This is a genomic window from Pseudomonas sp. 10B238, assembly GCF_000970615.1.
Lineage (GTDB): Bacteria > Pseudomonadota > Gammaproteobacteria > Pseudomonadales > Pseudomonadaceae > Stutzerimonas.
In genome coordinates this window covers 1-26,240 of the sequence record NZ_KQ033949.1, presented here as the reverse complement: position 1 = coordinate 26,240, position 26,240 = coordinate 1, and the positions used below count along the sequence as shown (strand labels likewise).

Genomic DNA, 26,240 nt, shown 5'->3' with positions numbered 1-26,240 from the left:
ATTTGATCTTAGGGAACGGCACATCGCCATAAGTACCCCAACTGTATGACTCGATCTCTCATCCCCGGCGAAAGCGATTTTATGAACACTCGCGACTTGACGGGGACTTCGAAATCGAGAAGCGCGCAGATGTCGGCGGTGCGCTCGACTGTTGCGCAGTAGCGAAGAGAGCCCAGGCCATTGAAGTCGACACGCCAGCGACTGTTACGAATAGAAGGGCCGGTGATGTAGCGGTCGGGATCAAATAGCAGAACTTTGTTTCCCTTGGCGTTTTCCTCATAAGGAAGCCGCTTACCGGTGAACGCTTCCCAGAGGTAGCAGGCCTTGCGAATGTAAGCGCCGCCAGGCGCTTCGGCCAGGGCCTCGAGCAGGTCCCGCTCTGGCAGCTTGGGCAGCGCCTGTGCAAGGACGGCCATGTTCATACCCTCGTGCTTGAGGGCGAACAAGACGTGTGCCAGGTGGTGGTCTGCCGCGGGCGCCATCCGCTGGGGCACGACTAGGCAATTGTCCCCCTCCTCTACCCGCGTTACCGGACGAACAAGGGCGGGCTGCTTTATCGGAATGACGCGCAGGGACAATGCACGCACCAAATGTGCATATCCAACAAATTGGCAAACTAGCTCTTGCACACTCAATTTTTTTGTCTACCGCGATTATTATTTGTAAATATCAAAAGGTGACTAACAAAATTTCTCAAACGAGGTTTCGCAGAGCCGAGCACTACTGCCACGCCGATCCCGGCTCAAAATGAGCGCAAAAACCACCACACGATCGGTGACGAGGTAATCAAGCGCCTATTCGGACGAGTCGCGGTCATCACTGGAATGTGTGAATCGCCCCGGATTCCCTAGACACTTTCCAGAGCTGTTTGAGCAGACGAGCAAAACCACTTTTGCCCGAACCATTTTGCCCGTATATGACAGTCAAACTACCCGTTCCGAATGGTAGAGATGCTCCCGGCTTAATCGCGTTAACGCCGAAGACTTGGGTTACCTCTTCGACCCGCACAACCCGCTGCACCGCCCCAGCCGAAAATGCACCAGGAGCCACCTTCAAGAACCCAAGGTCACTCTGCTTGGCCGCCTCCAGCTTGCAGAGTCGAACCAGTTCTGCGAGCTCGTCCACATTAGGCAAGCGTTTGTTGTCGATAAGCTGTTGGGCGGCCGTCTGAAGCCAACCATTACGGTCATTCAACCATTTATCGAAGTCTCGGACCCCAACCGCTTCATTCGCTAGATCAGACCTCCCTGTTCTCCGTTGACGTAGAGGAGCAATTCAAAATGGTAGCCGAAGAGTGTCATTTAGCCACTGCAAAGCTCGCTGCCTAGTGCTTATATACAGTGACGATTCTGGATCGGCGTTCATCCCAGAAGCGCAGATTGGCCTTTTCCGTTCCGTTTGCCAGGAACGCAGCTACGCTCAATACCGTTATCGGCGGGCTGTTTTATCTTTCTCCGCCGAATCTCGATCAATCTCTGGCAGACGCGCGTCAAGCACCGCCTGGGAAAGGCCACGCTTCTGAGCGTTGTATTGCCATCGAATGAAGCGCTCGAGCAGACGCTCATTCTCAGCTTTCAGACGCTGGCTCTCGCTTTCCAGACGATGGATGCGCTGCTCAGCAATTGCTAGGCTTTGCGGCCGTTTCGTAGGCTTGAAGCCTGTTCTCTGCTGGGCCTTCTTGTCGCCAAAGGCGATCTTGATAGGAGCATGTGCATTGAGGGTCTGCCGAGTAGGCCTCGTTCCAATTAAGCTTTCAGCTTCGTCACATAAGGCATCCCAGGTGAGCTTACCATCCCACCCATCAATCAATCCGACCAGCAGCTGGAGATCTCTTGCCGTCAGATGTTTGGCCACGATTAAAACGCTCCCAACAGGTTTCGCAGTTCATCAATATCGGACTCTGGCGACGGAAGCTTGATGAAGGCCTGCCGGGCAGCAAGCTCTCGTTTTAACGGGCTGTACTCCTGATCATCGCCGAGACGGATCACCGTTCCGTCCAACAGATCAGGCGACTCAAGCAACTGGATCAATTGATCCATTCTCTCCAAGGTCTTGATCTGATGCTGACTCCAACGGTCGGCACCATAGGTGCCCGAGGTATCTTCCGCTTTGGCCTTATCAAGCTGCAGCAGGGTCAGATTCCGCAGCTGCTTCAAGCGATCAAGCCTGGGCACGTCGCCTTTCACACAGACTTGCAGGGTGCAGTTCAAGCAATCCCGATGCTTCTGGCAGGGCAGCATCGAGTGGTCATGCGTACAAAACCCATACTCTGTGACATGGGCGATGCCCTCCCCAACTGATTCCAGATCCGCGAAGGTAACGGGCTTGTTCACTTGGATCTTTTCGAGCACACCACCGACGCCGGCATTCCTTGCCAGCTCGATGTACTCGTCGTCGCTCATGTGGTTGTACACAACGTTCTGGCGGATGTTGGCCCGGCCCGACCACTTGGCGATATCGAGTTGACCCAGCGCACCACGCTGCGCCACTGTATTCAGGAAATGGCGTACTTGGTGAGAAGTCATCGAGATTTCGCTGCCGTCGGTTTTTTTGTAACCGTGACGTTTCCAAATACTGCTCTCTTGACCATCAATGAAATTTAGATCGGTTGTAAACGTGCTCTTACCGGGCGCCCACAATTTTATAGGGCTGGGGCTGAAATTCGACACAAACTCATGGGCCCTGAAACAGCACAATGCCTCCGAATATTTGATGTTTCGCTCCCGGTTCATCCAAGGCCATCCGCTAGGAAGCCGGCTATGACAATATTCATTTAGAAAGCTCAGTGTCAGAGATACACCGTTCTTCTTTAGAATTCGATATGGCTCGTACTTCGCAAAATACTGATCTAGCGCCGCTCGACTCGCACTAATTCCTAGTGCAATACAAGCCTGATCAGTAGTGAGCGGATGGTCATCTGGGACATCAGGACAGTTTTCATGACGGTAAAACCTTTCGGGACGGACTTCATACCATTTCGCTAACGCCCGCCCTGGAGCAGACAACTCAGTCAACCGACGCACAGCTTCAGTAGCTATATCCTTAAATATAGTCGGAATCCACTTGATATCAGATCCGTAACTTTTTCCGGCATAAAACCGTAGCCCCAGCCTTTCGACACCTTTGTCATCTGTATCGGAGTGAAGGCAATTCATCGGAAGGTCTTGGACCTCTGTAATTCGGGATGGAGCACACATTAGCAACGCAAATGCTGACGTGGTAAAGCGATCGCGAGCCCCCACCAAATCATTGGCAAACATCTCAGCGATTGCCTCCAAACAGTAATCCTCTGGAAGCTTTTCTGATCGTTTTCTGTTGCCCTCAGCATCTATCCTGTTCATCTCTTTTGGTTTAGAAATTGGATTTCGCCAGGTGATTGGGTCTGGAGCGATTTGACTGTCATTGAGGAATTCCACGAGCCTTACCAAACTCATGCCGGCCTGGTAGCTAGAGGCTCCATATTCCCGCGCAACCTCCGCAGCTATATCCATGACCAACTGGTCTACCAGTGTGATATCTGCTTTGCCTTTGGCGGTCAGGAGAGCCTTCTCGATGCAGCGTATCGCCTTGAATTCGTTCTTGAGCTTGGTGGGGTTATGGCCTTGCTGATAGCGGACATAAGCCTTGGCAAAGGGCATGATGTCCGCGCTCAGCAACTCATCAGCTGTGTAGCCCCTCGCGTGCGCCCCCATGACCGTAAAGTTTCCAACCTTTGGCCAGGCGTTGGCATGCCAGTCCAAATCCGCGCCAAATACCGTCAGGCGGTCGCGACACATCGCTATGAAATCCTCCAGATTTTCCTGGCTATCACGCTGATGCTTTGGGGTGAATAGCAGTATGTCAGCCATACGCAACCTCTCCCCTGGCTTCTTTGCAGCGGTCAATTACGTCACTCACCGCAAGAATCAACCGGTCGTTGGTCGAGGCGATCTTCAGATCTCCGCAGTTGTCGCTAATCCGGTCCCGATCCTCAATCAAACAATCCAAGACCTCTTCGTGAGGGCCATCGAGCCAAGGCTGGAAGTGAGTACAGGTGTAGCAAGCAATGGGTGCCAGGGCGCCACAAAAGCCATAGCTACCACAGGTGCCTAGGTTGGCTCTACCGTTCGAGATTCGGCTGTTCGGATCATCGCCTCTGCGCGCATCACGCTCCGAGGTAACAAGGACGCCTCGAAACGCCTGGGCAAACGGTGCAAGCTGCAAGGCCACGGCCTTATCGATGCGGTCGACTATCTCAGGGATGTTCTTAACGTACACGCCTACATTCTGGGTATCGGAGTGATCCAGCGCCTCAGCAATTACTAACTCTCCTCGCCCTTCGCGAGCCAGGTTCGTACCAAGCGTATAGCGGAAGCGATTCGGGTTGAGGGCGATAATCGCCCCAGTGCGCTCGCTAATTACTGCAATCGTCCTGGCAACTCCCAACATCGCTTGATACACCTCCAGAGAGGGGATATGCAGGCGGTCGCTGCCGAGTAACGCCTCAACATCGGAATCGGTCTCGAGAGAGCGCGATACGGGAAACAACGGCAACGCATCCAGTACCTTCTGAGGGAGCGCGCCGCCTGCCTGCTCGGCGAAAGCGGTCTTCACAGACTCCGCTTGCCGCTGCAACAGCAACCAAAGATCCTCAACAATCGCAAAGCGATTGAACGCAGAGCGCCATGGCGTATTGCGCTGTTTAGCCCTAGGGAAGCTAATCCAATAGACCCCTGGCGCAGTGGTATGCAGGTCTTTGACTTTGAGCGCAGCAATTTGCCCAGGGCGCCGCCCCGTCATGGCTAAGATCATTGATAGGCACGTCTGCTCCAAGGAAAGTCGCTGCTCGGTGAATGCATCGATCACCGCAGCGATAACCCCTTGGAGTTCAATATCAGTTAGCGGCCCAGCGTCGGGACACATCGACTGTACAGCGAAGCCTTTCTCGTTCCCCTTGATGACCCACTTATTTAGCAGGGCCAAAACCTCATCAGAGATACCTGGATATCCAAGCCGCGACCATTGGCGGATCGCCCCGCGCAACACCCCCATGTACCATTCTGTTTTCCTATCTAGCGATGATCGGTAGGAGATCAACGAATCGACGGAAAACAACTCGAGGCCTTGCATCTGCTCGCAGTAATGCGAGAAACGATTAAAAATATTCCTCGCATGCGACGGCGCTCCCGTTCTTGCATAGAACTCCAGAACCCTCCGAAATGAGTAATCGCTTTCCCCTAAATACTGCGAAAGTGAGCCAACCGGAATGGCTATATCCTTACTAAGTTCCCATCGAGAGCTATCGAATAGTACGAGATAGCCGTCCCTAGAGTAAAAACGGTCAGCTACAGCTACCTGAAGTGCGTTTTTATTCACCGGCCATCTCCTCACTGGACTTTTTTCAGGTACTTGTTTTGAAGTGCAAGAGCAGCTTCTGCGGCTTTTTGTTTGGTGTGCCGCTTATTGTAGATTTGCGCCGTACCAGAGGTTTCTTCCCATCCCATTAGATAGGAGCGAAGTTTTTCTTCTGTGGCAGAGGGTATCTCATTGGCATCGCTATCCTTAGAGAAGCCATAATTCCAATGATGTCGGAGGGCATGCGCATGGATGCCAGAATCCTCGACGATAGAGCCGACGCCCAACATCCACTTCTGAAAGGCTGAGATCGAGAGTGGGCGACCTTGAGTGGGACCCTCCTTATGGGTCACAAACAAGTACCCATGCTTCTTCGCGCCGGGCAATCTGTTCCGATAGCGGAGCACATATTCGTGAATCCGAGCGATGAGCTCCGGCGCGAGCGGAAAGGTTCGCTGGCGAGTCTTAACCGTAGGCTGATGGGCTCGTGGATCGCCCTTTGAATCAGGACGTCTCACCACTCGCAGCGCGTATTTGGCGAAATCGATGTCATCAACCTTGAGGTTCAGCAGCTCGCCCCGACGAAGCCCTGTCAGGCGGAGTATAGTGAACATCAAAGCGTTGCGTACCTGCACTGCATAGTCCTTGGCCGGATTGTGTTCCGAACCAGGCCTAAGTGCCTGCTCCACCGCATCCACAACAGCCTCGTCCAGATATCGTTCGTCCTTGTCCGATCCTGATTTGTTGGGCTTGCTGGGACGGTTAGCCTTGATCGAGGCCACCATCATCTTGATTTCCCCATCAACCCGACTGGATGGGTACAACCGCTTGGCCAGAAACCCCAAATAGTCGGCCACAACGGTCAACCTGAAATAGTGATTACTGGTACCGACCGTCTTTAGTCGTCGAGGGATCGGGGTAATCTTCTTATCTCGATGCCCTGGAGCGAGCGCAAGCTGCAGGAAGTCACTGAGCCCCCTCACTCGCTCTTCACCGAGTAGCTCGCCTTGCGAAAAGAGCAACATCAGATCAATGCCTACCTGAGCTTCCCAGGCATAAAGTGCTTTGATCGCGGTCAACGCATTCGCAATCGAATTGGCAGCTAGGGAGCGCGACCGTAGATGCCATGTGGTGAAAAGAGCGGGGTAGTAAAGAGGCATACCTGATCCATCTACCAGCACTGCAAACCGCTCGCCATCAGCAGCCACGAAACTACGCATCGATATGTCCATTACGCCCCCATAATTTACTCTTCTACATGGTGTACAACAAAAAAAACTTCACAAGATATTTTTTACACTCCAAAAATGAAGAAACCCCGCAAGTGCGGGGCTTTCCAAGAGAAACATTACAATTTCCGCTAAGGTAACCGCTAGAACGGAATATCGTCGTCGAAGCTGTCGTAGTCCGGGGCCGGCTGCTGAGCAGGCTGCGGCTGAGACTGCGGGCGCGATTGTTGTTGCTGTTGCTGTTGCGGCTGGGAGTCACGCTGGGGGCGTGGCTGAGACTGACGAGGCGCATCGTCGGAACTGCCACCACGGCCACCGAGTAGCTGCATGGTGCCGCCCATGTCCACAACCACCTCCGTGGTGTAGCGCTTGACGCCATCCTTTTCCCACTCTCGGGTTTGCAGGCGACCCTCGATATAACACTGCGAGCCCTTGCGCAGATACTCGCCAGCAATCTCGGCAACCTTGCCGAACAGCACGACACGATGCCACTCGGTGCGCTCCTGCTGCTGGCCAGTCTGCTTGTCTTTCCAGCTGTCGGTGGTGGCCAGCGTGATATTGGTCACCGCATTGCCATTGGGCATGTAGCGGGTTTCCGGGTCGCCGCCGACATTGCCGATCAAGATGACTTTATTCACCCCTCTGGCCATGGGTAACTCCTTTGCTGAAACATGAATGTAGTTGGCTGAAATCCTCGCGATCGGGAAACAACCAATGACCGGCAATCTTACCCTACCGCCGGAGGTCGGCCAACCGGCGCGACCGGACGATGGCCAAAGCCTCAAGCTTGTCGACGGGCAATGTGGCGTCGCTCGATCAGGCTACCAAGTGATCCAGTGCAGCCCGATCCAGCGCCTTCAGGTCCACCTTCACATAAGCAGCGGCCTCCTCGACGATGACCACTGCGTCCGACACACCAGGGACCGCCATCATCTGTTCCGTGAGTGCGGGATTACGCGCAGCCCCGTCCGACAGCGGCAGACGAAGCCCCGTTACATAGGGAGGCTCACGCATACTCCAAGTCACGGCCAACCAGAGCGCGCAGAGCGCTGCACAACCGGCAAATACCAGGCCTAGCCCACCCTGCTGATAGAGCCAACCGCCAAGCACGCCGCCCAGGCCGGAGCCGAGAAACTGACTCGTTGAGTAAATCCCCATCGCCGTTCCCTTGCCACCTGCGGGGGCGACCTTGCTAATCAGCGACGGCAACGAAGCTTCCAGCAAGTTGAATGCGATGAAGAACACGATCATGCCGGCGACCAGCGACCAGAGCCGATTGCCGAACCACCAGAGAAACAACTCGGAGAGCACCAGTACGGCTACCGCGCCAAGTACGACGCGCTTCATCTGGCGCTTCTTTTCCCCATATATGATGAAAGGCACCATGCCGAAGAAACCCACCACCAGTGCGGTGAGGTACACCCACCAATGCTCTTCCTTGGGCAAAGCGGCTTCATTCACAAGCGCTAACGGCAACGCCACGAAGCTGGCCATGAGAACGGCATGGAGCGCGAAAATGCTGAAATCAAGCCGCAGCAGGTCTGGATGGCGAAGCGTTGCTCCCAGCGCCTGTCTGGCGACCCCTGATTCGCGGTGCCGGATATGTGCTGGCGCGCGCGGAAGCACGGCTACGACGAGAATGCCCAGCACCGCCATGCCTCCCGTTACCCAGAACAACCCTGAGAGTCCGAATGCGCTTGTCAGTAGCGGACCGACAACCATCGCCACCGCGAACGATACGCCGATGCTCATGCCAATCATCGCCATTGCTTTGGTGCGATGCTGCTCCCGAGTCAGGTCGGATAGTAAGGCCATTACCGCAGCCGAAATTGCACCTGCCCCTTGCAGGACGCGACCGGCGATCACCCCCCAGATGGTGTCGGCCGTTGCGGCGAGCACAGCGCCAGCGGCAAAGATCAGTAGCCCGAAATAGATCACCGGAAGGCGTCCAATTCGATCGGAAATCATTCCGAACGGAATTTGCAGCATCGCTTGGGTCAAACCATAAGCACCAATGGCGAGACCAATGAGTGCCGGCGTTGCGCCCTGCAGATCCATACCATAGGTTGCCAGCACCGGCAGAACCATGAACATGCCGAGCATGCGAAACGCGAAAACCAGGGCTAAGCCGGAGGCTGCACGGGTTTCGCTAGCGCTCATGCCCTCGCTGTAAGGATCATGCATGTGGGGTCTCGCTTGAATTAACCGGCGGCGATTCTAGCAGTCATCCCCTGCTCGGCACAGGCTCGCTACTTTGCCGCGATGTCGCCCCTGGCCGTATACTTTCGGGTTTTCGCCCGCCATGCGAGGCTGCTTTGGACAAGATTCTGATTCGTGGGGCTCGTACCCACAACCTCAAAAACATCGACCTGACCTTGCCACGCGACAAATTGATCGTGATCACTGGCCTGTCCGGTTCGGGCAAGTCCTCGCTGGCCTTCGACACGCTTTATGCCGAGGGCCAGCGCCGCTACGTCGAATCCCTATCGGCATACGCCCGGCAATTCCTCTCGATGATGGAAAAGCCCGACGTCGATACCATCGAAGGGCTCTCTCCCGCCATTTCCATCGAGCAGAAGTCGACCTCGCACAATCCGCGCTCCACGGTTGGCACCATTACCGAGATCTACGATTACCTGCGGCTGCTCTATGCACGCGCTGGCACGCCACGATGCCCCGACCATGACGCGCCACTGGAGGCCCAGACCGTTAGCCAGATGGTCGACCAGGTGCTGGCACTGCCGGAAGGCCGCAAGCTGATGCTGCTAGCCCCGGTCATCCGCGAGCGCAAGGGCGAGCATCTGGCAGTTTTCGACGAGCTGCGCGCGCAAGGCTTCGTACGCGCACGCGTCAACGGCCGGCTCTACGAACTCGATGAGTTGCCCAAGCTGGACAAGCAGAAAAAACACTCCATCGACGTTGTGGTCGATCGCTTCAAGGTCCGTAGCGATCTTCAGCAACGACTTGCTGAATCATTCGAAACCGCATTGAAGCTCGCCGACGGCATTGCTCTGGTCGCCTCGATGGAGGAAGAGGATGAAAGCGACGAGATGATTTTCTCCGCCCGCTTCGCCTGCCCCATCTGCGGGCACTCGATCAGCGAGCTGGAGCCCAAGCTATTCTCGTTCAACAATCCAGCCGGGGCGTGCCCGACCTGCGACGGCCTTGGCGTGAAACAGTTCTTCGACGCCAAGCGCCTAGTCAACGGCGAGCTGACGCTGGCTGAAGGTGCTATTCGTGGCTGGGATCGCCGCAACGTCTATTACTTTCAGATGCTCGGTTCACTCGCCTCGCATTACGGCTTCAGTCTCGACGAACCGTTTGACTCACTACCGCCCGAGCAGCAGAAGTTCGTTTTGCGCGGCAGCGGCAAGGAGAATGTTGACTTTCGCTACCTGAACGACCGCGGCGACATCGTCAAACGCTCGCACCCCTTCGAGGGCATCATTCCCAACCTCGAGCGCCGTTACCGTGAAACCGAGTCCAATTCGGTGCGTGAGGAACTGGCCAAATATCTCAGCACCCAGCCCTGCCCAGAATGTCGAGGCACCCGGCTGCGCCGCGAAGCTCGCCATGTCTGGGTCGGGGACAAGACGCTGCCCGCAGTGACCGGGCTGCCAATTGGCGATGCCACCGAGTATTTCGGGGGGCTCACGCTACCCGGCCGCCGCGGCGAGATTGCCGATAAGATCCTCAAGGAAATCTGCGAGCGCCTCCAGTTTCTGGTGAATGTCGGCCTCGACTACCTGACCCTGGACCGCAGCGCCGACACCCTATCGGGCGGCGAAGCTCAGCGCATCCGCCTGGCGAGCCAGATTGGTGCAGGCCTGGTCGGCGTCATGTACATCCTCGACGAACCTTCCATCGGGCTCCATCAACGGGACAACGAGCGCCTGCTGGGCACGCTTCGCCACCTACGGGACATCGGCAATACCGTCATCGTCGTAGAGCACGACGAAGACGCCATCCGTATGGCGGATTATGTGGTCGATATCGGACCGGGCGCCGGCGTTCATGGTGGCCAGATCGTCGCTGAAGGCACGCCAGACGAGGTAATGAGTAACCCCGCCTCGCTTACAGGCGGCTACCTTTCGGGCCGAGTGAAGATCCTCTACCCCGAAAAACGCACTCCGCGCGACCCTGAAAAACTGCTGAGGTTGAAAGGCGCCCGCGGCAACAATCTACGTAACGTCGATCTAGAGATTCCGGTTGGACTGCTTACCTGCATCACCGGCGTGTCCGGGTCGGGCAAATCGACGCTAATCAACAATACGCTGTTTCCGATCACCGCCACCGCCCTGAACGGCGCTACCACTCTTGAAGTGTCGCCGCACGATTCGTTCGACGGCCTGCAGCATCTGGACAAGGTGGTGGACATAGACCAAAGCCCGATCGGCCGTACGCCACGCTCCAACCCGGCCACCTACACTGGGCTTTTCACGCCTATTCGAGAACTCTTTGCTGGCGTGCCGGAAGCACGTTCACGCGGCTATGGCCCCGGGCGCTTTTCCTTCAACGTCAAAGGTGGGAGATGCGAAGCCTGCCAGGGCGACGGCGTGATCAAGGTGGAGATGCACTTCCTTCCGGACATCTACGTGCCCTGCGACGTATGCAAGGGCAAACGCTATAACCGCGAAACACTAGAGGTGAAGTACAAAGGCAAGAGCATCACGGAAGTATTGGGAATGACGATCGAAGAAGCCCGGGAATTCTTCGATCCGGTCCCTGCGGTGGCGCGCAAGCTGCAAACGCTGATGGATGTCGGGCTCTCCTATATCAGGTTAGGACAGAGCGCGACCACCCTTTCAGGCGGAGAGGCTCAGCGGGTCAAATTGTCACGCGAACTCTCCAAACGCGACACCGGCAAGACGCTCTACATCCTCGATGAACCAACCACCGGCTTGCACTTTGCCGATATTCAGCAACTGCTGGACGTCTTGCACAGACTGCGCGACCACGGCAACACGGTGGTAGTCATCGAACACAACCTGGATGTGATCAAGACGGCCGACTGGCTAGTCGATCTAGGGCCGGAAGGAGGCTCGAAGGGCGGGCAGATAATCGCAACAGGTACACCGGAACAAGTCGCCTCAATGCCCCAGTCACATACCGGTCACTTCTTAAAGCCCTTGCTGGAGCGCGACAAGGCCTGACAGCAGAAAAAGCCGGGTATAGCGCCCGGCTTTAACGACAGCTATCCGGCTATTCCTCATTCCTCCTGAGGGTCGCTCACCCTATTGGCGGTCGACGACGTCTCCCTACCTGCCGCCAACAACCGTAACGCGCGCGCGTGGCTGAACGAGCAGACACATAGCGAGCCCATGACCACCGGCCTAGCGAACTGTGATTCGCAGCAAACGAAGAGCAGGTATCTTAAGCGGCCATGTTTCGCTCATATCTCCTTGAGCTGAATGCCAGGCGATTGCCCTGGTGTTCTAGAGAGATGCCTTCAGAAAGCCAACACATCAATCAGAGCAGAGCAGAGCAATAACTAGGAACTAATCTACCCGCATAAAAAAACCGAGCATACGCTCGGTTTTTTTAAGCAAGCAAAACTTACTCAGCAGCTTCCACTTCACCGGTGACCGGACGGTCAACCAGCTCAACGTAAGCCATCGGCGCATTGTCTCCAGCGCGGAATCCGCACTTGAGAATACGCAGGTAACCACCTTGACGGGTGGCGTAACGCGGGCCGAGATCGTTGAACAGCTTGCCAACGATAGCCTTGGAGCGAGTACGATCGAAAGCCAGGCGACGGTTAGCGACGCTGTCTTCCTTAGCCAAAGTGATCAGCGGCTCAGCTACGCGACGCAGTTCCTTGGCCTTGGGCAGGGTTGTTTTGATCAGTTCGTGCTCGAACAGCGACACCGCCATGTTCTGAAACATGGCCTTGCGGTGAGCGCTTGTGCGGCTGAGATGACGGCCACTTTTACGATGACGCATGATTGAAATTCCTTACCAAACGATCAGTTCGGTGACTATGGTCGATCAGGCCGTAGCCTTATCGTCCTTCTTGAGACTGGCTGGCGGCCAATTGTCGAGGCGCATGCCGAGGGACAGACCACGAGAAGCCAGAACATCTTTGATTTCGGTCAGAGATTTCTTGCCCAGGTTCGGCGTCTTCAACAGCTCGACTTCGGTGCGCTGAATCAGATCACCGATGTAGTAGATGTTTTCTGCCTTGAGGCAGTTCGCCGAACGTACGGTCAGTTCCAAATCGTCAACTGGACGCAACAGGATCGGATCGATCTCGTCTTCCTGCTCGACCACAACCGGCTCGCTGTCACCCTTGAGGTCGACGAACGCGGCCAACTGCTGCTGCAGAATGGTCGCGGCACGACGGATCGCTTCTTCAGGATCCAGGGTTCCGTTGGTTTCCAGGTCGATAACCAGCTTGTCCAAGTTGGTACGCTGCTCAACACGAGCATTTTCGACAACATAAGCCACGCGACGGACCGGGCTGAAGGTTGCGTCGAGCTGAAGACGGCCAATACTGCGGCTTTCATCTTCATCGCTCTGACGCGCATCAGCCGGCTCGTAGCCACGGCCGCGAGCGACCTTCAGCTTCATGTTGATCGAACCATTAGCCGCCAGGTTGGCGATCAGGTGATCACCATTGACGATTTCGACATCGTGATCCAGCTGGATATCGGCAGCGGTAACAGCGCCCGCGCCCTTCTTCACCAGGCTCAAGGTCACTTCATCACGGCCGTGCAGCTTGATGGCGATACCTTTGAGGTTCAGCAGGATTTCGATGACATCTTCCTGCACGCCCTCGATGGCGCTGTACTCGTGGAGCACACCGTCGATCTCAGCCTCGACCACAGCGCAGCCGGGCATGGAGGACAACAGAATACGACGCAGCGCGTTGCCCAGGGTATGGCCAAAACCGCGCTCGAGTGGCTCGAGTGTGATCTTGGCACGGGTCGGACTGACCACCTGCACATCGATATGGCGGGGGGTCAGGAACTCATTTACCGAAATCTGCATGGATACACCTATTTTCTAGCCCTTACTTGGAGTAGAGCTCGACAATCAGGTTTTCGTTAATGTCGGCTGACAGATCACTGCGCGCCGGAACATTCTTGAAAACACCGGATTTCTTGTCGGCATCTACTTCGACCCATTCAACGCGACCGCGCTGTACGCACAGTTCAAGGGCTTGGGCGATACGCAGCTGGTTGCGGCACTTCTCACGAACGGCTACCACGTCACCAGCTTTGACCTGGTAAGACGGAACGTTCACGGTCTGACCGTTCACGCTGATCGACTTGTGCGAGACCAGCTGACGCGATTCGGCACGAGTAGAGCCAAAGCCCATGCGATACACGACGTTATCCAGACGGCACTCGAGCAGTTGCAGAAGGTTTTCACCGGTAGCGCCCTTGCGGCTGGCAGCTTCCTTGTAATAACCGCTGAACTGACGCTCGAGAACACCATAGATACGGCGGACTTTTTGCTTCTCACGCAACTGGGTACCGTAGTCAGACAAACGACCACGACGCTGACCGTGAACACCCGGTGGGGTTTCGATGTTGCACTTCGATTCGAGCGCGCGAACACCACTCTTCAAGAAGAGATCGGTGCCTTCACGACGAGACAGTTTGCACTTGGGACCAATATAACGAGCCATTTCTCACTGTCTCCTGATTACACGCGGCGCTTCTTCGGCGGACGGCACCCGTTGTGCGGGATCGGCGTCACGTCGGTGATGCTGGCGATTTTATAACCACAACCATTCAATGCACGAACGGCAGATTCACGACCCGGACCAGGACCCTTGACGTTAACGTCCAGGTTCTTCAGGCCGTACTCCAGCGCAGCTTGACCAGCACGCTCGGCAGCCACCTGAGCAGCGAACGGGGTGCTCTTACGTGAACCGCGGAAGCCGGATCCACCAGACGTCGCCCAGGACAACGCATTGCCCTGACGGTCGGTGATAGTGATGATGGTGTTGTTAAAAGAAGCGTGGATATGGGCGATGCCATCAACCACCGTCTTTTTTACTTTTTTACGAGGACGAGCAGCAGGTTTTGCCATGATTAGATTCCTGTCGATGCGCTAATGCGATTACTTGCGGATCGGCTTACGCGGACCCTTACGGGTACGAGCGTTGGTCTTGGTACGCTGACCGCGGACCGGCAGACCACGACGATGACGCAGGCCGCGATAGCAACCCAGGTCCATCAAGCGCTTGATCTTCATGTTGACTTCGCGACGCAGGTCACCTTCAACGATGAACTTGCCCACTTCGCCACGAAGCAGCTCAACCTGCTCGTCACTAAGATCCTTGATTTTTGCTGCCGGGTTTACACCGGTAGCGGCACAGATTGTCTGTGCGCGAGTGCGACCAACACCATAGATGTAGGTCAGCGAGATAACAGTGTGCTTGTTATCCGGAATGTTTACGCCTGCAATACGGGCCATTCAGTGAAACTCCAATTGACAGCTACCCAACGCCCCGGAAGCCAAGAAAAGGGCGCGAGATACTAACGCTGTAATAACAAATAATCAACCCGGCAGCGCACTAGCTACCGGGCTCGAGCCTTAGCTCACACTCAGCCTTGGCGCTGTTTGTGTCGCGGTTCTGCGCTGCAGATCACTCGAACGACGCCTTCGCGACGAACGATCTTGCAGTTGCGGCACAGCTTTTTAACCGATGCACGAACTTTCATGACCAACTCCTAGAACCTTACGAGCCGACTTCAGCGGAGCATTCCGCTGCCGTAGCCCTTCAGGTTGGCTTTTTTCATCAGGGAATCGTACTGATGGGACATCAGGTGTGACTGCACTTGGGACATGAAGTCCATTACAACCACGACCACAATCAGCAACGAGGTCCCGCCAAGGTAGAACGGCACATTTGCGGCTACCACAAGGAACTGAGGAAGCAAGCAAACAGCCGTCATGTACAGGGCACCGAACAAGGTCAAGCGGGTCAGCACACCATCGATATAGCGCGCCGACTGCTCACCAGGACGAATCCCTGGAATAAACGCACCGGACTTCTTCAAGTTTTCTGCGACGTCTTTAGGGTTGAACATCAACGCCGTATAGAAGAAGCAGAAGAAGATAATGCCGGCACTGAACAAAAGGATATTCAACGGCTGACCGGGAGCGATCGCCTGCGAGATATCAGCCAGCCAGCTCATGCTTTCGGACTGACCAAACCACTGACCCAACGAAGCCGGGAACAACAGAATGCTGCTCGCAAAAATTGCCGGAATCACACCAGCCATATTGACCTTCAAAGGCAAGTGGCTTGTCTGCGCAGCGAAGACCTTACGACCCTGCTGACGCTTGGCGTAGTGCACTGCGATTCGCCGCTGACCACGCTCAATGAAGACCACGAAACCAATGATCGCAACGGCCAGCAGACCCACTGCCAACAGCGCAATGATATTGACATCACCCTGGCGAGCCGACTCGAAGGACTGCCCAAGGGCGCCCGGCAAGCCAGCAACGATACCAGCAAAAATCAACATCGAAATGCCGTTGCCGACACCGCGCTCGGTGATCTGCTCACCCAGCCACATCATGAACATCGCACCCGCCACAAACGTCGTGATGGCGACGAAGTAGAAGCCGAAGTCACTGCTGAATGCGACGCCTTGACCGGCCAGACCGACGGACATGCCAATGGCCTGCACGATCGCCAGAACGAGCGCTAGATAGCGCGTGTACTGGCTAATCTTGCGGCGACCGGCCTCGCCTTCCTTTTTCAACTGCTCAAGCTGCGGACTGACAGCAGTCATGAGCTGCATGATGATCGATGCCGAAATGTACGGCATGATCCCCAAAGCAAAGATGCTCATGCGCTCCAGCGCACCACCTGAAAACATGTTGAACAGACTAAGGATGGTCCCTTCGTTCTGACGGAACAGCTCGGCCAACCTGTCGGGATTGATCCCCGGCACCGGGATGTGCGCCCCTATCCGATAGACGATAATCGCCATCAGCAAAAAGCGCAGACGAGCCCAGAGTTCAGACAGCCCGCCATTACTCAGCGCGGAGAGAGCACCTTGCTTAGCCATTTATTCCTCGAACTTGCCGCCAGCTGCTTCGATAGCCGCACGCGCACCTTTGGTGGCGGCGATGCCTTTCAGGGTAACAGCGCGACCAACCTCACCGGACAGCATGACTTTCACACGCAGAACGTTCTGGTTGATGACATTGGCATCCTTGAGGCTCTGCACGGAGACGACATCGCCTTCGACCTTGGCCAGCTCGGATGTACGCACCTCGGCGCGATCCATGGCTTTCAGCGAAACGAAGCCGAACTTCGGCAGGCGACGATGCAAAGGCTGCTGACCGCCCTCAAAGCCGGGGGCAATCTTGCCACCGGAACGGGAAGTCTGACCCTTGTGGCCGCGACCACCGGTCTTACCCAGGCCGCTACCGATACCGCGACCCACACGCAGCTTTTCGCGACGGGCACCCGGCGCAGAACGCAAATCGTTCAGTTGCATGGCTTAGCCCTCCACACGGAGCATGTAATAAGCCTTGTTGATCATGCCGCGATTTTCAGGAGTGTCCTGAACTTCGACGGTGTGACCAATGCGACGCAGGCCGAGACCCTTGACGCATAGCTTGTGATTGGGGATACGACCGCTGACGCTTTTAATCAGCGTGACCTTGACGGTGTTAGCCATGATCAGGAAATCTCCTCGACGCTCTTGCCACGCTTGGCAGCGATCGACTCAGGCGACTGCATGGCCTTCAACCCCTTGAAAGTGGCATGAACCACGTTCACCGGATTAGTAGAGCCGTAGCACTTAGCCAGGACGTTCTGCACACCAGCCACTTCAAGGATGGCGCGCATAGCACCACCGGCGATCACACCGGTACCCTCGGAAGCGGGCTGCATGTAGACCTTGGAAGCGCCATGCGCCGCCTTGGTGGCGTACTGCAGCGTGGTGCCGTTCAGATCAACCTGGATCATGTTGCGGCGAGCCGCTTCCATGGCCTTCTGAATGGCTGCCGGCACTTCACGGGATTTGCCACGACCGAAACCTACACGGCCTTTACCATCACCCACCACGGTCAACGCGGTGAAAGTGAAGATACGACCACCTTTTACAGTCTTGGCGACGCGGTTAACTTGAACCAGCTTCTCAATGTAGCCTTCGTCGCGCTTTTGCTCGTTATATGCCATAACTTAGAACTCCAGCCCGCCTTCACGAGCAGCATCAGCCAGTGCCTTGACACGACCGTGGTACTTGAAGCCAGAACGGTCGAACGCCACCTGGGTGACACCTGCGGCCTTAGCACGCTCAGCGACCAGCTGACCAACTTTCTTGGCAGCGTCGACGTTGCCAGTGGCTCCGCCGCGCAGTTCTTTGTCCAGAGTCGAGGCGCTGGCCAGGACCTTGCCGCCGTCGGCCGAAAGGACCTGGGCGTAGATGTGCTGGGAAGAGCGGTACACACAAAGGCGTACGGTTTCCAGCTCGCGCATCTTCAGGCGTGCCTTGCGAGCGCGACGCAGACGAGTAACTTTCTTTACGCTCATTTGCTATGCCCTACTTCTTCTTAGCTTCTTTACGACGGACCACTTCGTCCGAGTAACGCACGCCTTTGCCTTTGTAAGGCTCAGGACGACGGAAATCGCGGATTTCAGCAGCCACCTGACCGACCAGTTGCTTATCGACACCCTTGATCAGGATATCGGTCTGACTGGGGGTCTCAGCGGTAACGCCTTGCGGCAGTTCATATTCCACCGGATGCGAGAAGCCGAGAGCCAGGGACAGCACTTGACCTTTGGCTTGCGCCTTGTAACCAACGCCAACCAGCTGAAGCTTGCGCTCGAAGCCTTGGCTGACACCAATTACCATATTGTTAACCAGCGCACGGGTGGTACCGGCCATGGCGCGATTCTGCTGATCGCCATTGCGAGCAGCAAAACGCAGCTCACCAGCCTCGTGAATCACTTCCACTGACGAGTGCACATTCAGTTCCAGAGCGCCCTTGGCACCCTTAACCGAAAGCTGCTGGCCGGACATGTTGAATTCAACACCAGCGGGCAGCTTTACGGGGTTCTTAGCAACGCGAGACATGCTTATCCCCCCTTAGAACACTGTGCAGAGCACTTCGCCGCCAACGCCAGCAGCGCGAGCAGCCCGATCAGTCATCACACCTTTGTTGGTGGACACGATCGAAACGCCCAGACCGCCGCGAACCTTCGGCAACTGATCAACGGATTTGTACTGGCGAAGGCCAGGACGGCTTACGCGCTTCAGCTCCTCGATGACCGGACGGCCCTCGAAATACTTAAGCTCGATAGACAGCTGCGGCTTGGCGTCGCTGCTGACGTTGTATCCTGCGATATAGCCTTCACCCTGAAGAACGTTGGCTACTGCCACCTTCAGAGTGGAAGACGGCATGCTTACGACGGACTTTTCAGCCATCTGGGCATTACGGATACGAGTTAGCATGTCCGCTAACGGGTCCTGCATACTCATGGGCTCTTGGCTCCTAATACAAAAAAATAAGCCCGCGAAGGCTCGTGTCGCCTGCTAGAAGAGCGAACGCCAAAGGCGTGGCTCGGGCGAGCCGGACATTCTAGAGATAGTCCAGAAACGAATCAAGCCCCATAGGGGCTTGATTTTGGAACAGCCAGCCCGACAGGAACGCCGGGCTACCATTCTTACCAGCTGGCTTTGACCAGACCTGGTACGTCGCCACGCATAGCGGCCTGACGCAGCATGTTACGCGCAAGACCGAACTTGCGATAAACACCGTGCGGACGACCGGTCAAACGGCAGCGGTTACGCAGGCGCGAAGCGCTTGCATCACGAGGCTGCTTCTGCAGAGCCACCTGAGCTTCCCAGCGCGCTTCCGGAGTGGACTCCGGATTGGCGATGGTTGCTTTCAGCGCGGCACGCTTCTGGGCGTACTTAGCAACCGTTTGCTGACGCTTCAGCTCGCGGTTCTTCATGCTTTGCTTAGCCATGTGCCTACTCCAATCAGTTACGGAACGGGAAGTTGAATGCACGCAACAGCGCGCGCCCCTCTTCATCCGTCCGAGCAGTAGTAGTCAGAGTGATGTCCAGACCACGCAGGGCATCGATTTTGTCGTAATCGATTTCCGGGAAAATGATCTGCTCTTTCACGCCCATGCTGTAGTTGCCGCGGCCGTCGAACGACTTGGCATTCAGGCCGCGGAAGTCGCGAACCCGAGGCAGGGAGATCGACAACAGGCGATCCAGGAACTCGTACATACGATCACTGCGCAACGTCACCTTGACACCGATCGGCCAGCCTTCACGGACCTTGAAGCCAGCGATAGACTTGCGAGCGTGAGTCACGACGACCTTCTGGCCGGTGATTTTCTCAAGATCGGCAACCGCGTTATCGATGATTTTCTTATCACCGATGGCCTCGCCAATACCCATGTTGAGGGTGATCTTGGTAATGCGCGGAACTTCCATCACGTTACCAAGCTGAAGCTCTTCTTTCAGCTTGGGAGCGATTTGCTTCCGATAAACTTCTTTTAGTCGTGCCATGGTTATCTACCTAGCAGTCTCAAGCTTCAACCGGCTTTTGGGTCGACTTGAAGACACGAATTTTCTTGCCGTCTTCAACCTTGAACCCAACGCGGTCAGCCTTGTTGGTTTCGCCATTGAAAATAGCGACGTTAGAGGCGTGCAGTGGCGCCTCCTTCTCGACGATACCGCCCTGAACGCCCGACATCGGGTTCGGCTTGGTATGGCGCTTCACCAGGTTGATGCCACCGACAACCAGACGGTCGTCAGCGAGAACCCGGAGCACCTTACCGCGCTTGCCCTTGTCTTTGCCGGCGATGACGATGATCTCGTCGTTGCGACGAATCTTTTGCATGCGGCTTCTCCTTACAGCACTTCAGGCGCGAGCGAGACGATCTTCATGAACTTCTCAGAACGAAGCTCACGCGTCACCGGCCCGAAAATACGGGTGCCAATAGGCTCCTGCTTGTTGTTCAGCAGAACAGCAGCATTGCCATCGAAGCGAATGATGGAGCCGTCTGGACGACGAACACCGTGACGGGTACGGACCACAACAGCGGTCATTACCTGGCCTTTCTTGACCTTGCCACGAGGAATCGCTTCCTTGACGGTAACCTTGATGATGTCGCCGATGCCGGCGTAACGGCGGTGCGAACCACCGAGCACCTTGATACACATGACGCGACGAGCGCCACTGTTATCCGCCACATCGAGCATTGATTGAGTCTGAATCATATAATTTCTCCGACCCCTAGCCCTTAGACTTCGACGGCACGTTCAACGACATCAACCAACATCCAGCACTTGGTCTTCGCCAGCGGACGAGTCTCGCGGATAGTGACCTTGTCGCCAATACGGCACTGGTTGGTTTCGTCGTGGGCGTGCAGTTTGGTCGAACGCTTCACGTATTTACCGTAGATCGGGTGCTTGACGCGACGCTCGATCAGAACGGTGATGCTTTTGTCCATCTTGTCGCTGACGACGCGGCCAGTCAGCGTGCGGACAGTTTTTTCAACTTCAGCCATGATCACTTACCTGCCTGCTGGTTGAGCACAGTCTTGACACGAGCGATGTCGCGCTTGACTTGCGAGAGCAGGTGAGACTGCCCCAACTGGCCAGTTGCTTTCTGCATACGCAGATTGAACTGGTCGCGCAGCAGCTCGAGCAGTTGCTCGTTCAGCTGCTGAGCGGATTTTTCACGAAGCTCATTCGCTTTCATCACATCACCGTCCGCTTAACAAAGGAGGTGGCGAGCGGCAGCTTTGCAGCAGCCAGGGCGAATGCCTCACGCGCCAGCTCTTCGGAAACACCCTCGATCTCGTAGAGCACCTTGCCCGGCTGAATCTGGGCTACCCAGTACTCGACGTTGCCCTTACCTTTACCCATCCGCACTTCAAGCGGCTTTTTGGAAATAGGCTTATCGGGGAAAACGCGGATCCAGATCTTGCCGCCACGCTTGACGTGGCGAGTCAACGCACGACGCGCGGACTCGATCTGGCGCGCAGTCAAACGACCACGAGCGACAGACTTGAGAGCGAACTCGCCGAAGCTGACTTTGCTACCGCGCTGAGCCAACCCACGGTTGTGGCCGGTCATCTGCTTGCGGAATTTTGTACGCTTAGGTTGCAACATTTGGCGTACTCCTTACTTGGTAGCTTTTTTACGAGGCGCTGGCGCTTGCGGTTTGAGCTCTTCGTGGCGACCACCAATTACTTCGCCTTTGAAGATCCAGACCTTGACGCCGATCACACCGTAGGTGGTGTGCGCTTCGTAGGTGTTGTAGTCGATATCGGCACGCAGGGTGTGCAACGGCACACGACCTTCCCGATACCATTCAGTACGGGCGATTTCAGCCCCACCCAGACGACCGCTCACCTGGATCTTGATGCCCTTGGCACCAATACGCATGGCGTTCTGTACCGCGCGCTTCATAGCGCGACGGAACATTACGCGACGTTCCAGCTGCTGAGCGACGTTCTGTGCTACCAGCATTGCATCGAGTTCCGGCTTGCGGATTTCTTCGATGTTGATGTGCACAGGCACACCCATTCTTTTGGTCAGGTCCTGACGCAGCTTCTCAACATCTTCACCTTTCTTGCCGATCACGATGCCGGGACGAGCGGTGTGGATGGTGATGCGTGCGGTTTGAGCCGGACGATGGATATCGATACGGCTTACGGACGCGCTTTTTAATTTGTCTTGGAGGTACGCACGCACGTTCAGATCTGCAAGCAGATAATCGGCGTACGTACGACCGTCTGCGTACCAGACGGAAGTGTGCTCCTTGACGATTCCCAGGCGTATGCCAGTGGGATGTACTTTCTGACCCATCTGATCGACTCCGTTACTTGTCCGCAACCTTGACAGTGATATGGCAAGACCGCTTGACGATGCGATCAGCGCGGCCTTTGGCACGCGGCATGATGCGCTTAAGCGAACGCCCCTCGTTGACGAAAACGGTGGAAACCTTGAGGTCATCCACGTCTGCGCCTTCGTTGTGCTCGGCGTTGGCCACGGCCGACTCCAGCACTTTCTTCATGATCTCGGCGGCTTTCTTACTGCTGAAAGCCAGCAGGTTGAGCGCTTCACCCACCTTCTTCCCGCGGATCTGGTCGGCGACCAGGCGGGCTTTCTGGGCGGAGATGCGAGCGCCCGACAACTTAGCGGCTACTTCCATCTTTCCTTACCCCTTAGCGCTTGCCTTTCTTGTCCGCTACGTGCCCGCGATAGGTGCGGGTACCAGCGAACTCGCCGAGTTTGTGACCGACCATATCTTCGCTCACGAGAACGGGGACATGTTGACGGCCGTTATGCACAGCGATGGTCAGACCGACCATTTGCGGCAGGATCATCGAACGACGCGACCAGGTTTTAACCGGCTTGCGATCATTCTTTTCCATCGCCACTTCGACCTTCTTCAATAGGTGAAGATCGATAAAAGGACCTTTTTTCAGAGAACGCGGCACTGTCGTATCCCTCTAGTTACTTGCGACGACGGACGATCATGTTATCGGTGCGCTTGTTAGAGCGAGTCTTCGCGCCCTTGGTCGGGAAGCCCCATGGCGACACCGGATGACGACCACCGGAGGTACGACCCTCACCACCACCGTGGGGGTGATCGACCGGGTTCATTGCCACACCGCGCACGGTTGGGCGAACGCCACGCCAGCGCTTGGCACCAGCTTTACCAAGCGAACGCAGGCTGTGCTCGGAATTCGAGACCTCGCCCAGAGTCGCACGGCACTCAGCCAGCACTTTACGCATCTCGCCGGAGCGAAGACGCAGGGTTACATAAGCGCCTTCACGCGCGACCAACTGAGCTGAAGCACCAGCAGAACGAGCGATCTGTGCACCCTTGCCCGGCTTGAGTTCAACACCGTGAACGGTAGAACCAAGCGGAATATTACGCAGCGGCAGGCTGTTACCAGCCTTGATTGGCGCATTGACGCCAGAGAGCAGCTGATCGCCAGCAGTTACACCCTTGGGTGCAATGATGTAACGACGCTCGCCGTCCGCGTACTTCAGCAGCGCGATGTGCGCAGTACGGTTCGGGTCGTACTCAACGCGCTCAACGACGGCTGGAATGCCATCCTTGTTGCGACGAAAATCGACCAGACGATAATGCTGCTTATGACCACCACCGATGTGACGAGTGGTGATACGGCCGTTGTTGTTACGGCCACCAGACTTCGACTTCTTCTCGAGCAGCGGAGCATAAGGAGCGCCTTTGTGCAGCTCCTGATTGACCACCTTGACCACGAAACGGCGGCCCGCGGAAGTCGGTTTGCATTTAACGATTGCCATGATGCACCCCTTCCTTACTCAGCGTTGCCGGAGAAATCGAGATCCTGGCCCGGCTGAAGAGCGATGTACGCCTTCTTCCAGTCGTTACGCTTGCCCAGACCGCGAGCAGTGCGCTTGGTCTTGCCCTGAACATTCAGAGTGCTGACCTTGGCGACCTTCACGTTGAACAGGCTTTCGACGGCCTTCTTGATTTCCAGCTTGGTTGCATCAGTAGCAACCTTGAAAACGAACTGGCTCTTGCTGTCAGCCAGCATGGTTGCCTTCTCGGAGACGTGCGGACCAAGCAGGACTTTGAATACGCGTTCCTGGTTCATCCCAGCAGCTCCTCGAATTTCTTCACAGCCGACACGGTGATCAACACCTTGTCATAGGCGATCAGGCTGACGGGATCGGAACCCTGAACGTCACGAACATCGACGTGCGGCAGGTTGCGGGCCGCCAGATACAGGTTCTGATCGACAGCATCGGAAACGATCAGTACGTCGCTCAGGCCCATGCCAGTCAGCTTGTTAGCAAGCAGCTTGGTCTTGGGACTGTCGACGGCGAAATCTTCAACGACAACCAAACGCTCGGAACGAACCAATTCGGAAAGAATGGAACGCAGCGCAGCGCGGTACATCTTCTTGTTGAGCTTCTGCTCATGATTCTGCGGACGAGCAGCGAAAGTTACACCACCGCCACGCCAGATCGGACCACGCGAGGTACCAGCACGCGCGCGGCCAGTGCCCTTCTGACGCCAGGGGCGCTTACCGCCACCGGAGACGTCGGAGCGAGTCTTCTGCTGCTTGCTACCCTGACGACCGCCAGCCATGTAGGCGACGACTGCCTGGTGCACCAGCGTCTCGTTGAACTCACCACCAAAGGTTTGCTCGGAGACTTCGATGGCCTGTGCGCCATTAACATTCAATTGCATGTGAACTCCCCCTTACCCGCGAGCCTTGGCAGCCGGACGCACGACTACGTCACCACCAGTGGCGCCGGGCACTGCACCCTTGACCAACAGGAGATTACGCTCGGCATCGACACGCACGATTTCCAGGGACTGCACGGTTACGCGCTCGGCGCCCATGTGCCCGGACATCTTCTTGCCCTTGAAAACACGGCCTGGTGTCTGGCATTGGCCAATCGAACCCGGGACGCGGTGGGATACGGAGTTACCGTGAGTATTGTCCTGACCACGGAAATTCCAGCGCTTAATGGTACCGGCAAAGCCTTTACCCTTGGACTGACCGGTGACATCCACCATCTGCCCAGCCTGAAAGATCTCAGCCTTGATCTGGTCACCAACCTGGAATTCCTCGCCATCGAGGCGGAACTCCCAGACACCACGACCAGCAGCTACATTCGCTTTAGCGAAATGACCGGCCTGAGCCTTGGTGACACGGGACGCACGACGCTCGCCGACAGTAACCTGCACGGCGCGATAGCCATCGCTTTCTTCATTCTTGAACTGAGTGACGCGATTCGGCTCGATCTCAATGACCGTAACCGGAATAGAGACACCATCTTCGGTGAAAACGCGGGTCATTCCGCATTTACGACCGACTACACCAATAGTCATGTTGTAACCTCTTGAGTGTACGGGGCTTTCACCCGCTATGGCCGCCCATTTCAGAGCGTTACACGACTAAAACTCCAGGTTTTAGCCGAGGCTGATCTGCACTTCCACGCCAGCCGCAAGATCAAGCTTCATCAGCGCATCGACAGTCTTGTCGGTCGGCTGGACAATATCCAGCACACGCTTATGAGTACGGATCTCATACTGGTCGCGCGCATCTTTGTTGACGTGCGGAGAAACCAGAACAGTGAACCGCTCTTTGCGGGTCGGCAGTGGAATCGGACCACGCACCTGAGCACCAGTACGTTTCGCGGTTTCCACGATTTCCTGGGTTGATTGATCGATCAGGCGATGGTCAAAAGCCTTCAACCGAATACGGATTTGTTGGTTTTGCATTTTGACCTCAGACTCCAATTAGCCATCCCTACCAAACGCAATACGCCCGGTAAAAGGAGGCGCAATTGTACGGATGCGTCCAGAGGGTGTCAATAAATGATCAGCAATAGAAAAAGGGCCCCGAAGGGCCCTTTTCGACACCGAACGATTATTCGATGATCTTGGCAACCACGCCGGCACCAACGGTACGGCCACCTTCGCGAATCGCGAAGCGCAGACCGTCTTCCATGGCGATCGGAGCGATCAGGGTAACAACCATCTTGATGTTGTCGCCCGGCATTACCATCTCAACGCCTTCGGGCAGCTCGCAGTTACCGGTCACGTCAGTCGTACGGAAGTAGAACTGAGGGCGGTAGCCCTTGAAGAACGGAGTGTGACGACCGCCTTCTTCCTTGCTCAGTACGTAGACTTCGCCTTCGAACTTGGTGTGCGGCTTGA

General features: G+C 56.1%; 37 protein-coding genes and 1 pseudogene. 1 reads left to right on the top strand and 37 read right to left on the bottom strand.

The annotated features are described in order from the left end of the window. Nucleotides 1-8: 8 nt before the first annotated feature. The 8 genes from RT21_RS22120 to RT21_RS22085 all read right to left on the bottom strand — a co-directional run bounded on the left by RT21_RS22120 (nucleotide 9) and on the right by RT21_RS22085 (nucleotide 8,747). Complete coding sequence (locus tag RT21_RS22120) at nucleotides 9-422, bottom strand: hypothetical protein (protein ID WP_177327119.1); 414 nt, start codon at nucleotides 420-422, stop codon at nucleotides 9-11. 394 nt (nucleotides 423-816) lie between these two features. Then, nucleotides 817-1,194: a hypothetical protein gene (locus tag RT21_RS22115; protein ID WP_046164410.1), complete on the bottom strand. Its 378-nt coding sequence runs from the start codon at nucleotides 1,192-1,194 to the stop codon at nucleotides 817-819. Between the two features lie 234 nt (nucleotides 1,195-1,428). Then, complete coding sequence (locus tag RT21_RS22110; RefSeq protein ID WP_046164409.1) at nucleotides 1,429-1,854, bottom strand: hypothetical protein; 426 nt, start codon at nucleotides 1,852-1,854, stop codon at nucleotides 1,429-1,431. A gap of 2 nt (nucleotides 1,855-1,856) precedes the next feature. Beyond that, on the bottom strand, nucleotides 1,857-3,848 hold the full coding sequence (locus tag RT21_RS22105) for an integrase (RefSeq protein WP_046164408.1): 1,992 nt from the start codon (nucleotides 3,846-3,848) through the stop codon (nucleotides 1,857-1,859). After that, complete coding sequence (locus RT21_RS22100; protein WP_046164407.1) at nucleotides 3,841-5,355, bottom strand: site-specific integrase; 1,515 nt, start codon at nucleotides 5,353-5,355, stop codon at nucleotides 3,841-3,843. The genes RT21_RS22105 and RT21_RS22100 overlap by 8 nt, the downstream gene beginning before the upstream one ends. Before the next feature lie 11 nt (nucleotides 5,356-5,366). Continuing rightward, nucleotides 5,367-6,554 (bottom strand): tyrosine-type recombinase/integrase, encoded by a 1,188-nt coding sequence (locus RT21_RS22095; protein WP_371263645.1) that lies wholly within the window; start codon nucleotides 6,552-6,554, stop codon nucleotides 5,367-5,369. A 152-nt stretch (nucleotides 6,555-6,706) separates the two neighbouring features. Continuing rightward, nucleotides 6,707-7,213, bottom strand: coding sequence for a single-stranded DNA-binding protein (locus tag RT21_RS22090; RefSeq protein WP_046164405.1), 507 nt, complete (start codon nucleotides 7,211-7,213; stop codon nucleotides 6,707-6,709). A 166-nt stretch (nucleotides 7,214-7,379) separates the two neighbouring features. Next, nucleotides 7,380-8,747, bottom strand: a complete 1,368-nt coding sequence (locus RT21_RS22085) for an MFS transporter (protein ID WP_046164404.1) — start codon at nucleotides 8,745-8,747, stop codon at nucleotides 7,380-7,382. Nucleotides 8,748-8,878: 131 nt separating this feature from the next. Here RT21_RS22085 and uvrA point away from each other — a divergent pair, with 131 nt between their 5' ends. After that, nucleotides 8,879-11,716, top strand: coding sequence for an excinuclease ABC subunit UvrA (gene uvrA / locus RT21_RS22080; protein WP_046164403.1), 2,838 nt, complete (start codon nucleotides 8,879-8,881; stop codon nucleotides 11,714-11,716). A 403-nt stretch (nucleotides 11,717-12,119) separates the two neighbouring features. On the opposite strand, the gene rplQ is transcribed toward uvrA, so the two are convergent. The 29 genes and pseudogenes from rplQ to tuf all read right to left on the bottom strand — a co-directional run. Next, nucleotides 12,120-12,506, bottom strand: a complete 387-nt coding sequence (gene rplQ / locus RT21_RS22075) for a 50S ribosomal protein L17 (protein WP_019339959.1) — start codon at nucleotides 12,504-12,506, stop codon at nucleotides 12,120-12,122. Between the two features lie 45 nt (nucleotides 12,507-12,551). After that, on the bottom strand, nucleotides 12,552-13,553 hold the full coding sequence (gene rpoA, locus RT21_RS22070; protein ID WP_019339960.1) for a DNA-directed RNA polymerase subunit alpha: 1,002 nt from the start codon (nucleotides 13,551-13,553) through the stop codon (nucleotides 12,552-12,554). A gap of 22 nt (nucleotides 13,554-13,575) precedes the next feature. Then, a complete protein-coding gene (gene rpsD / locus RT21_RS22065; RefSeq protein WP_045430555.1) occupies nucleotides 13,576-14,196 on the bottom strand; it encodes a 30S ribosomal protein S4 in 621 nt (206 codons plus the stop codon). 17 nt (nucleotides 14,197-14,213) lie between these two features. Next, on the bottom strand, nucleotides 14,214-14,603 hold the full coding sequence (gene rpsK / locus RT21_RS22060; RefSeq protein ID WP_014854207.1) for a 30S ribosomal protein S11: 390 nt from the start codon (nucleotides 14,601-14,603) through the stop codon (nucleotides 14,214-14,216). Nucleotides 14,604-14,633: 30 nt separating this feature from the next. Then, nucleotides 14,634-14,990 (bottom strand): 30S ribosomal protein S13, encoded by a 357-nt coding sequence (gene rpsM / locus RT21_RS22055; protein ID WP_045430560.1) that lies wholly within the window; start codon nucleotides 14,988-14,990, stop codon nucleotides 14,634-14,636. Nucleotides 14,991-15,121: 131 nt separating this feature from the next. Further along, nucleotides 15,122-15,238 (bottom strand): 50S ribosomal protein L36, encoded by a 117-nt coding sequence (rpmJ, locus tag RT21_RS22050; protein ID WP_014854209.1) that lies wholly within the window; start codon nucleotides 15,236-15,238, stop codon nucleotides 15,122-15,124. A gap of 30 nt (nucleotides 15,239-15,268) precedes the next feature. Continuing rightward, the gene (gene secY, locus RT21_RS22045) at nucleotides 15,269-16,597 is read right to left on the bottom strand and encodes a preprotein translocase subunit SecY (protein ID WP_046164402.1); all 1,329 of its coding nucleotides are present in this window, start codon (nucleotides 16,595-16,597) and stop codon (nucleotides 15,269-15,271) included. Then, on the bottom strand, nucleotides 16,598-17,032 hold the full coding sequence (gene rplO / locus RT21_RS22040) for a 50S ribosomal protein L15 (protein ID WP_045430567.1): 435 nt from the start codon (nucleotides 17,030-17,032) through the stop codon (nucleotides 16,598-16,600). Between the two features lie 3 nt (nucleotides 17,033-17,035). Further along, complete coding sequence (gene rpmD, locus RT21_RS22035) at nucleotides 17,036-17,215, bottom strand: 50S ribosomal protein L30 (RefSeq protein ID WP_003281818.1); 180 nt, start codon at nucleotides 17,213-17,215, stop codon at nucleotides 17,036-17,038. Between the two features lie 2 nt (nucleotides 17,216-17,217). Next, a complete protein-coding gene (gene rpsE, locus RT21_RS22030) occupies nucleotides 17,218-17,718 on the bottom strand; it encodes a 30S ribosomal protein S5 (RefSeq protein ID WP_019339966.1) in 501 nt (166 codons plus the stop codon). Between the two features lie 3 nt (nucleotides 17,719-17,721). After that, entirely contained in the window at nucleotides 17,722-18,072 is a 351-nt protein-coding gene (rplR, locus tag RT21_RS22025; RefSeq protein WP_019339967.1) for a 50S ribosomal protein L18, read from the bottom strand. A gap of 10 nt (nucleotides 18,073-18,082) precedes the next feature. Then, on the bottom strand, nucleotides 18,083-18,616 hold the full coding sequence (rplF, locus tag RT21_RS22020) for a 50S ribosomal protein L6 (RefSeq protein ID WP_019339968.1): 534 nt from the start codon (nucleotides 18,614-18,616) through the stop codon (nucleotides 18,083-18,085). A 12-nt stretch (nucleotides 18,617-18,628) separates the two neighbouring features. Continuing rightward, entirely contained in the window at nucleotides 18,629-19,021 is a 393-nt protein-coding gene (rpsH, locus tag RT21_RS22015) for a 30S ribosomal protein S8 (RefSeq protein ID WP_003281824.1), read from the bottom strand. Nucleotides 19,022-19,206: 185 nt separating this feature from the next. Continuing rightward, nucleotides 19,207-19,512 carry a 30S ribosomal protein S14 gene (rpsN, locus tag RT21_RS22010; RefSeq protein WP_046164401.1) on the bottom strand — a complete coding sequence of 102 codons (306 nt, stop codon included), beginning with the start codon at nucleotides 19,510-19,512 and terminating at the stop codon, nucleotides 19,207-19,209. A 13-nt stretch (nucleotides 19,513-19,525) separates the two neighbouring features. Then, on the bottom strand, nucleotides 19,526-20,065 hold the full coding sequence (rplE, locus tag RT21_RS22005) for a 50S ribosomal protein L5 (RefSeq protein ID WP_019339970.1): 540 nt from the start codon (nucleotides 20,063-20,065) through the stop codon (nucleotides 19,526-19,528). A 19-nt stretch (nucleotides 20,066-20,084) separates the two neighbouring features. Continuing rightward, nucleotides 20,085-20,399 (bottom strand): 50S ribosomal protein L24, encoded by a 315-nt coding sequence (gene rplX, locus RT21_RS22000; RefSeq protein ID WP_019339971.1) that lies wholly within the window; start codon nucleotides 20,397-20,399, stop codon nucleotides 20,085-20,087. A gap of 11 nt (nucleotides 20,400-20,410) precedes the next feature. Further along, nucleotides 20,411-20,779, bottom strand: coding sequence for a 50S ribosomal protein L14 (rplN, locus tag RT21_RS21995; RefSeq protein WP_003289207.1), 369 nt, complete (start codon nucleotides 20,777-20,779; stop codon nucleotides 20,411-20,413). A gap of 23 nt (nucleotides 20,780-20,802) precedes the next feature. Continuing rightward, nucleotides 20,803-21,069: a 30S ribosomal protein S17 gene (gene rpsQ / locus RT21_RS21990; protein ID WP_029404618.1), complete on the bottom strand. Its 267-nt coding sequence runs from the start codon at nucleotides 21,067-21,069 to the stop codon at nucleotides 20,803-20,805. 2 nt (nucleotides 21,070-21,071) lie between these two features. Then, nucleotides 21,072-21,263 (bottom strand): 50S ribosomal protein L29, encoded by a 192-nt coding sequence (gene rpmC, locus RT21_RS21985; RefSeq protein WP_003289209.1) that lies wholly within the window; start codon nucleotides 21,261-21,263, stop codon nucleotides 21,072-21,074. Beyond that, the gene (gene rplP / locus RT21_RS21980; protein ID WP_003176421.1) at nucleotides 21,263-21,676 is read right to left on the bottom strand and encodes a 50S ribosomal protein L16; all 414 of its coding nucleotides are present in this window, start codon (nucleotides 21,674-21,676) and stop codon (nucleotides 21,263-21,265) included. The genes rpmC and rplP overlap by 1 nt, the downstream gene beginning before the upstream one ends. 12 nt (nucleotides 21,677-21,688) lie before the next feature. After that, complete coding sequence (gene rpsC / locus RT21_RS21975; RefSeq protein ID WP_046164400.1) at nucleotides 21,689-22,375, bottom strand: 30S ribosomal protein S3; 687 nt, start codon at nucleotides 22,373-22,375, stop codon at nucleotides 21,689-21,691. Between the two features lie 13 nt (nucleotides 22,376-22,388). Continuing rightward, entirely contained in the window at nucleotides 22,389-22,721 is a 333-nt protein-coding gene (gene rplV / locus RT21_RS21970; RefSeq protein ID WP_003103908.1) for a 50S ribosomal protein L22, read from the bottom strand. 13 nt (nucleotides 22,722-22,734) lie between these two features. Further along, nucleotides 22,735-23,010, bottom strand: coding sequence for a 30S ribosomal protein S19 (rpsS, locus tag RT21_RS21965; protein WP_021209376.1), 276 nt, complete (start codon nucleotides 23,008-23,010; stop codon nucleotides 22,735-22,737). Nucleotides 23,011-23,026: 16 nt separating this feature from the next. Continuing rightward, nucleotides 23,027-23,848, bottom strand: coding sequence for a 50S ribosomal protein L2 (rplB, locus tag RT21_RS21960; RefSeq protein WP_045430586.1), 822 nt, complete (start codon nucleotides 23,846-23,848; stop codon nucleotides 23,027-23,029). 14 nt (nucleotides 23,849-23,862) lie between these two features. Beyond that, a complete protein-coding gene (rplW, locus tag RT21_RS21955; protein ID WP_021209378.1) occupies nucleotides 23,863-24,162 on the bottom strand; it encodes a 50S ribosomal protein L23 in 300 nt (99 codons plus the stop codon). Continuing rightward, nucleotides 24,159-24,761, bottom strand: coding sequence for a 50S ribosomal protein L4 (gene rplD, locus RT21_RS21950; RefSeq protein WP_046164399.1), 603 nt, complete (start codon nucleotides 24,759-24,761; stop codon nucleotides 24,159-24,161). Before rplD ends, rplW begins: the two co-directional genes overlap by 4 nt. 12 nt (nucleotides 24,762-24,773) lie before the next feature. Then, the gene (rplC, locus tag RT21_RS21945; protein ID WP_045430590.1) at nucleotides 24,774-25,409 is read right to left on the bottom strand and encodes a 50S ribosomal protein L3; all 636 of its coding nucleotides are present in this window, start codon (nucleotides 25,407-25,409) and stop codon (nucleotides 24,774-24,776) included. A gap of 81 nt (nucleotides 25,410-25,490) precedes the next feature. After that, nucleotides 25,491-25,802 carry a 30S ribosomal protein S10 gene (gene rpsJ / locus RT21_RS21940; RefSeq protein ID WP_003186070.1) on the bottom strand — a complete coding sequence of 104 codons (312 nt, stop codon included), beginning with the start codon at nucleotides 25,800-25,802 and terminating at the stop codon, nucleotides 25,491-25,493. Between the two features lie 148 nt (nucleotides 25,803-25,950). Next, nucleotides 25,951-26,240: pseudogene (gene tuf, locus RT21_RS21935) on the bottom strand (elongation factor Tu); the annotation flags it as partial.

Coding starts and splice junctions, on each gene's coding strand:
- RT21_RS22120 (WP_177327119.1), bottom strand. CDS start 422: ATGAACATGGCCGTCCTTGCACAGGCGCTGCCCAAGCTGCCAGAGCGG.
- RT21_RS22105 (WP_046164408.1), bottom strand. CDS start 3,848: ATGGCTGACATACTGCTATTCACCCCAAAGCATCAGCGTGATAGCCAG.
- RT21_RS22095 (WP_371263645.1), bottom strand. CDS start 6,554: ATGCGTAGTTTCGTGGCTGCTGATGGCGAGCGGTTTGCAGTGCTGGTA.
- RT21_RS22090 (WP_046164405.1), bottom strand. CDS start 7,213: ATGGCCAGAGGGGTGAATAAAGTCATCTTGATCGGCAATGTCGGCGGC.
- RT21_RS22085 (WP_046164404.1), bottom strand. CDS start 8,747: ATGCATGATCCTTACAGCGAGGGCATGAGCGCTAGCGAAACCCGTGCA.
- rplQ (WP_019339959.1), bottom strand. CDS start 12,506: ATGCGTCATCGTAAAAGTGGCCGTCATCTCAGCCGCACAAGCGCTCAC.
- rpoA (WP_019339960.1), bottom strand. CDS start 13,553: ATGCAGATTTCGGTAAATGAGTTCCTGACCCCCCGCCATATCGATGTG.
- rpsD (WP_045430555.1), bottom strand. CDS start 14,196: ATGGCTCGTTATATTGGTCCCAAGTGCAAACTGTCTCGTCGTGAAGGC.
- rpsK (WP_014854207.1), bottom strand. CDS start 14,603: ATGGCAAAACCTGCTGCTCGTCCTCGTAAAAAAGTAAAAAAGACGGTG.
- rpsM (WP_045430560.1), bottom strand. CDS start 14,990: ATGGCCCGTATTGCAGGCGTAAACATTCCGGATAACAAGCACACTGTT.
- rpmJ (WP_014854209.1), bottom strand. CDS start 15,238: ATGAAAGTTCGTGCATCGGTTAAAAAGCTGTGCCGCAACTGCAAGATC.
- secY (WP_046164402.1), bottom strand. CDS start 16,597: ATGGCTAAGCAAGGTGCTCTCTCCGCGCTGAGTAATGGCGGGCTGTCT.
- rplO (WP_045430567.1), bottom strand. CDS start 17,032: ATGCAACTGAACGATTTGCGTTCTGCGCCGGGTGCCCGTCGCGAAAAG.
- rpmD (WP_003281818.1), bottom strand. CDS start 17,215: ATGGCTAACACCGTCAAGGTCACGCTGATTAAAAGCGTCAGCGGTCGT.
- rpsE (WP_019339966.1), bottom strand. CDS start 17,718: ATGGCATATAACGAGCAAAAGCGCGACGAAGGCTACATTGAGAAGCTG.
- rplR (WP_019339967.1), bottom strand. CDS start 18,072: ATGAGCGTAAAGAAAGTTACTCGTCTGCGTCGCGCTCGCAAGGCACGC.
- rplF (WP_019339968.1), bottom strand. CDS start 18,616: ATGTCTCGCGTTGCTAAGAACCCCGTAAAGCTGCCCGCTGGTGTTGAA.
- rpsH (WP_003281824.1), bottom strand. CDS start 19,021: ATGAGTATGCAGGACCCGTTAGCGGACATGCTAACTCGTATCCGTAAT.
- rpsN (WP_046164401.1), bottom strand. CDS start 19,512: ATGGCTAAGCAAAGCATGAAGAACCGCGAGCTGAAGCGTCAGCAAACG.
- rplE (WP_019339970.1), bottom strand. CDS start 20,065: ATGGCACGACTAAAAGAAGTTTATCGGAAGCAAATCGCTCCCAAGCTG.
- rplX (WP_019339971.1), bottom strand. CDS start 20,399: ATGCAAAAGATTCGTCGCAACGACGAGATCATCGTCATCGCCGGCAAA.
- rplN (WP_003289207.1), bottom strand. CDS start 20,779: ATGATTCAGACTCAATCAATGCTCGATGTGGCGGATAACAGTGGCGCT.
- rpsQ (WP_029404618.1), bottom strand. CDS start 21,069: ATGGCTGAAGTTGAAAAAACTGTCCGCACGCTGACTGGCCGCGTCGTC.
- rpmC (WP_003289209.1), bottom strand. CDS start 21,263: ATGAAAGCGAATGAGCTTCGTGAAAAATCCGCTCAGCAGCTGAACGAG.
- rplP (WP_003176421.1), bottom strand. CDS start 21,676: ATGTTGCAACCTAAGCGTACAAAATTCCGCAAGCAGATGACCGGCCAC.
- rpsC (WP_046164400.1), bottom strand. CDS start 22,375: ATGGGTCAGAAAGTACATCCCACTGGCATACGCCTGGGAATCGTCAAG.
- rplV (WP_003103908.1), bottom strand. CDS start 22,721: ATGGAAGTAGCCGCTAAGTTGTCGGGCGCTCGCATCTCCGCCCAGAAA.
- rplB (WP_045430586.1), bottom strand. CDS start 23,848: ATGGCAATCGTTAAATGCAAACCGACTTCCGCGGGCCGCCGTTTCGTG.
- rplW (WP_021209378.1), bottom strand. CDS start 24,162: ATGAACCAGGAACGCGTATTCAAAGTCCTGCTTGGTCCGCACGTCTCC.
- rplD (WP_046164399.1), bottom strand. CDS start 24,761: ATGCAATTGAATGTTAATGGCGCACAGGCCATCGAAGTCTCCGAGCAA.
- rplC (WP_045430590.1), bottom strand. CDS start 25,409: ATGACTATTGGTGTAGTCGGTCGTAAATGCGGAATGACCCGCGTTTTC.
- rpsJ (WP_003186070.1), bottom strand. CDS start 25,802: ATGCAAAACCAACAAATCCGTATTCGGTTGAAGGCTTTTGACCATCGC.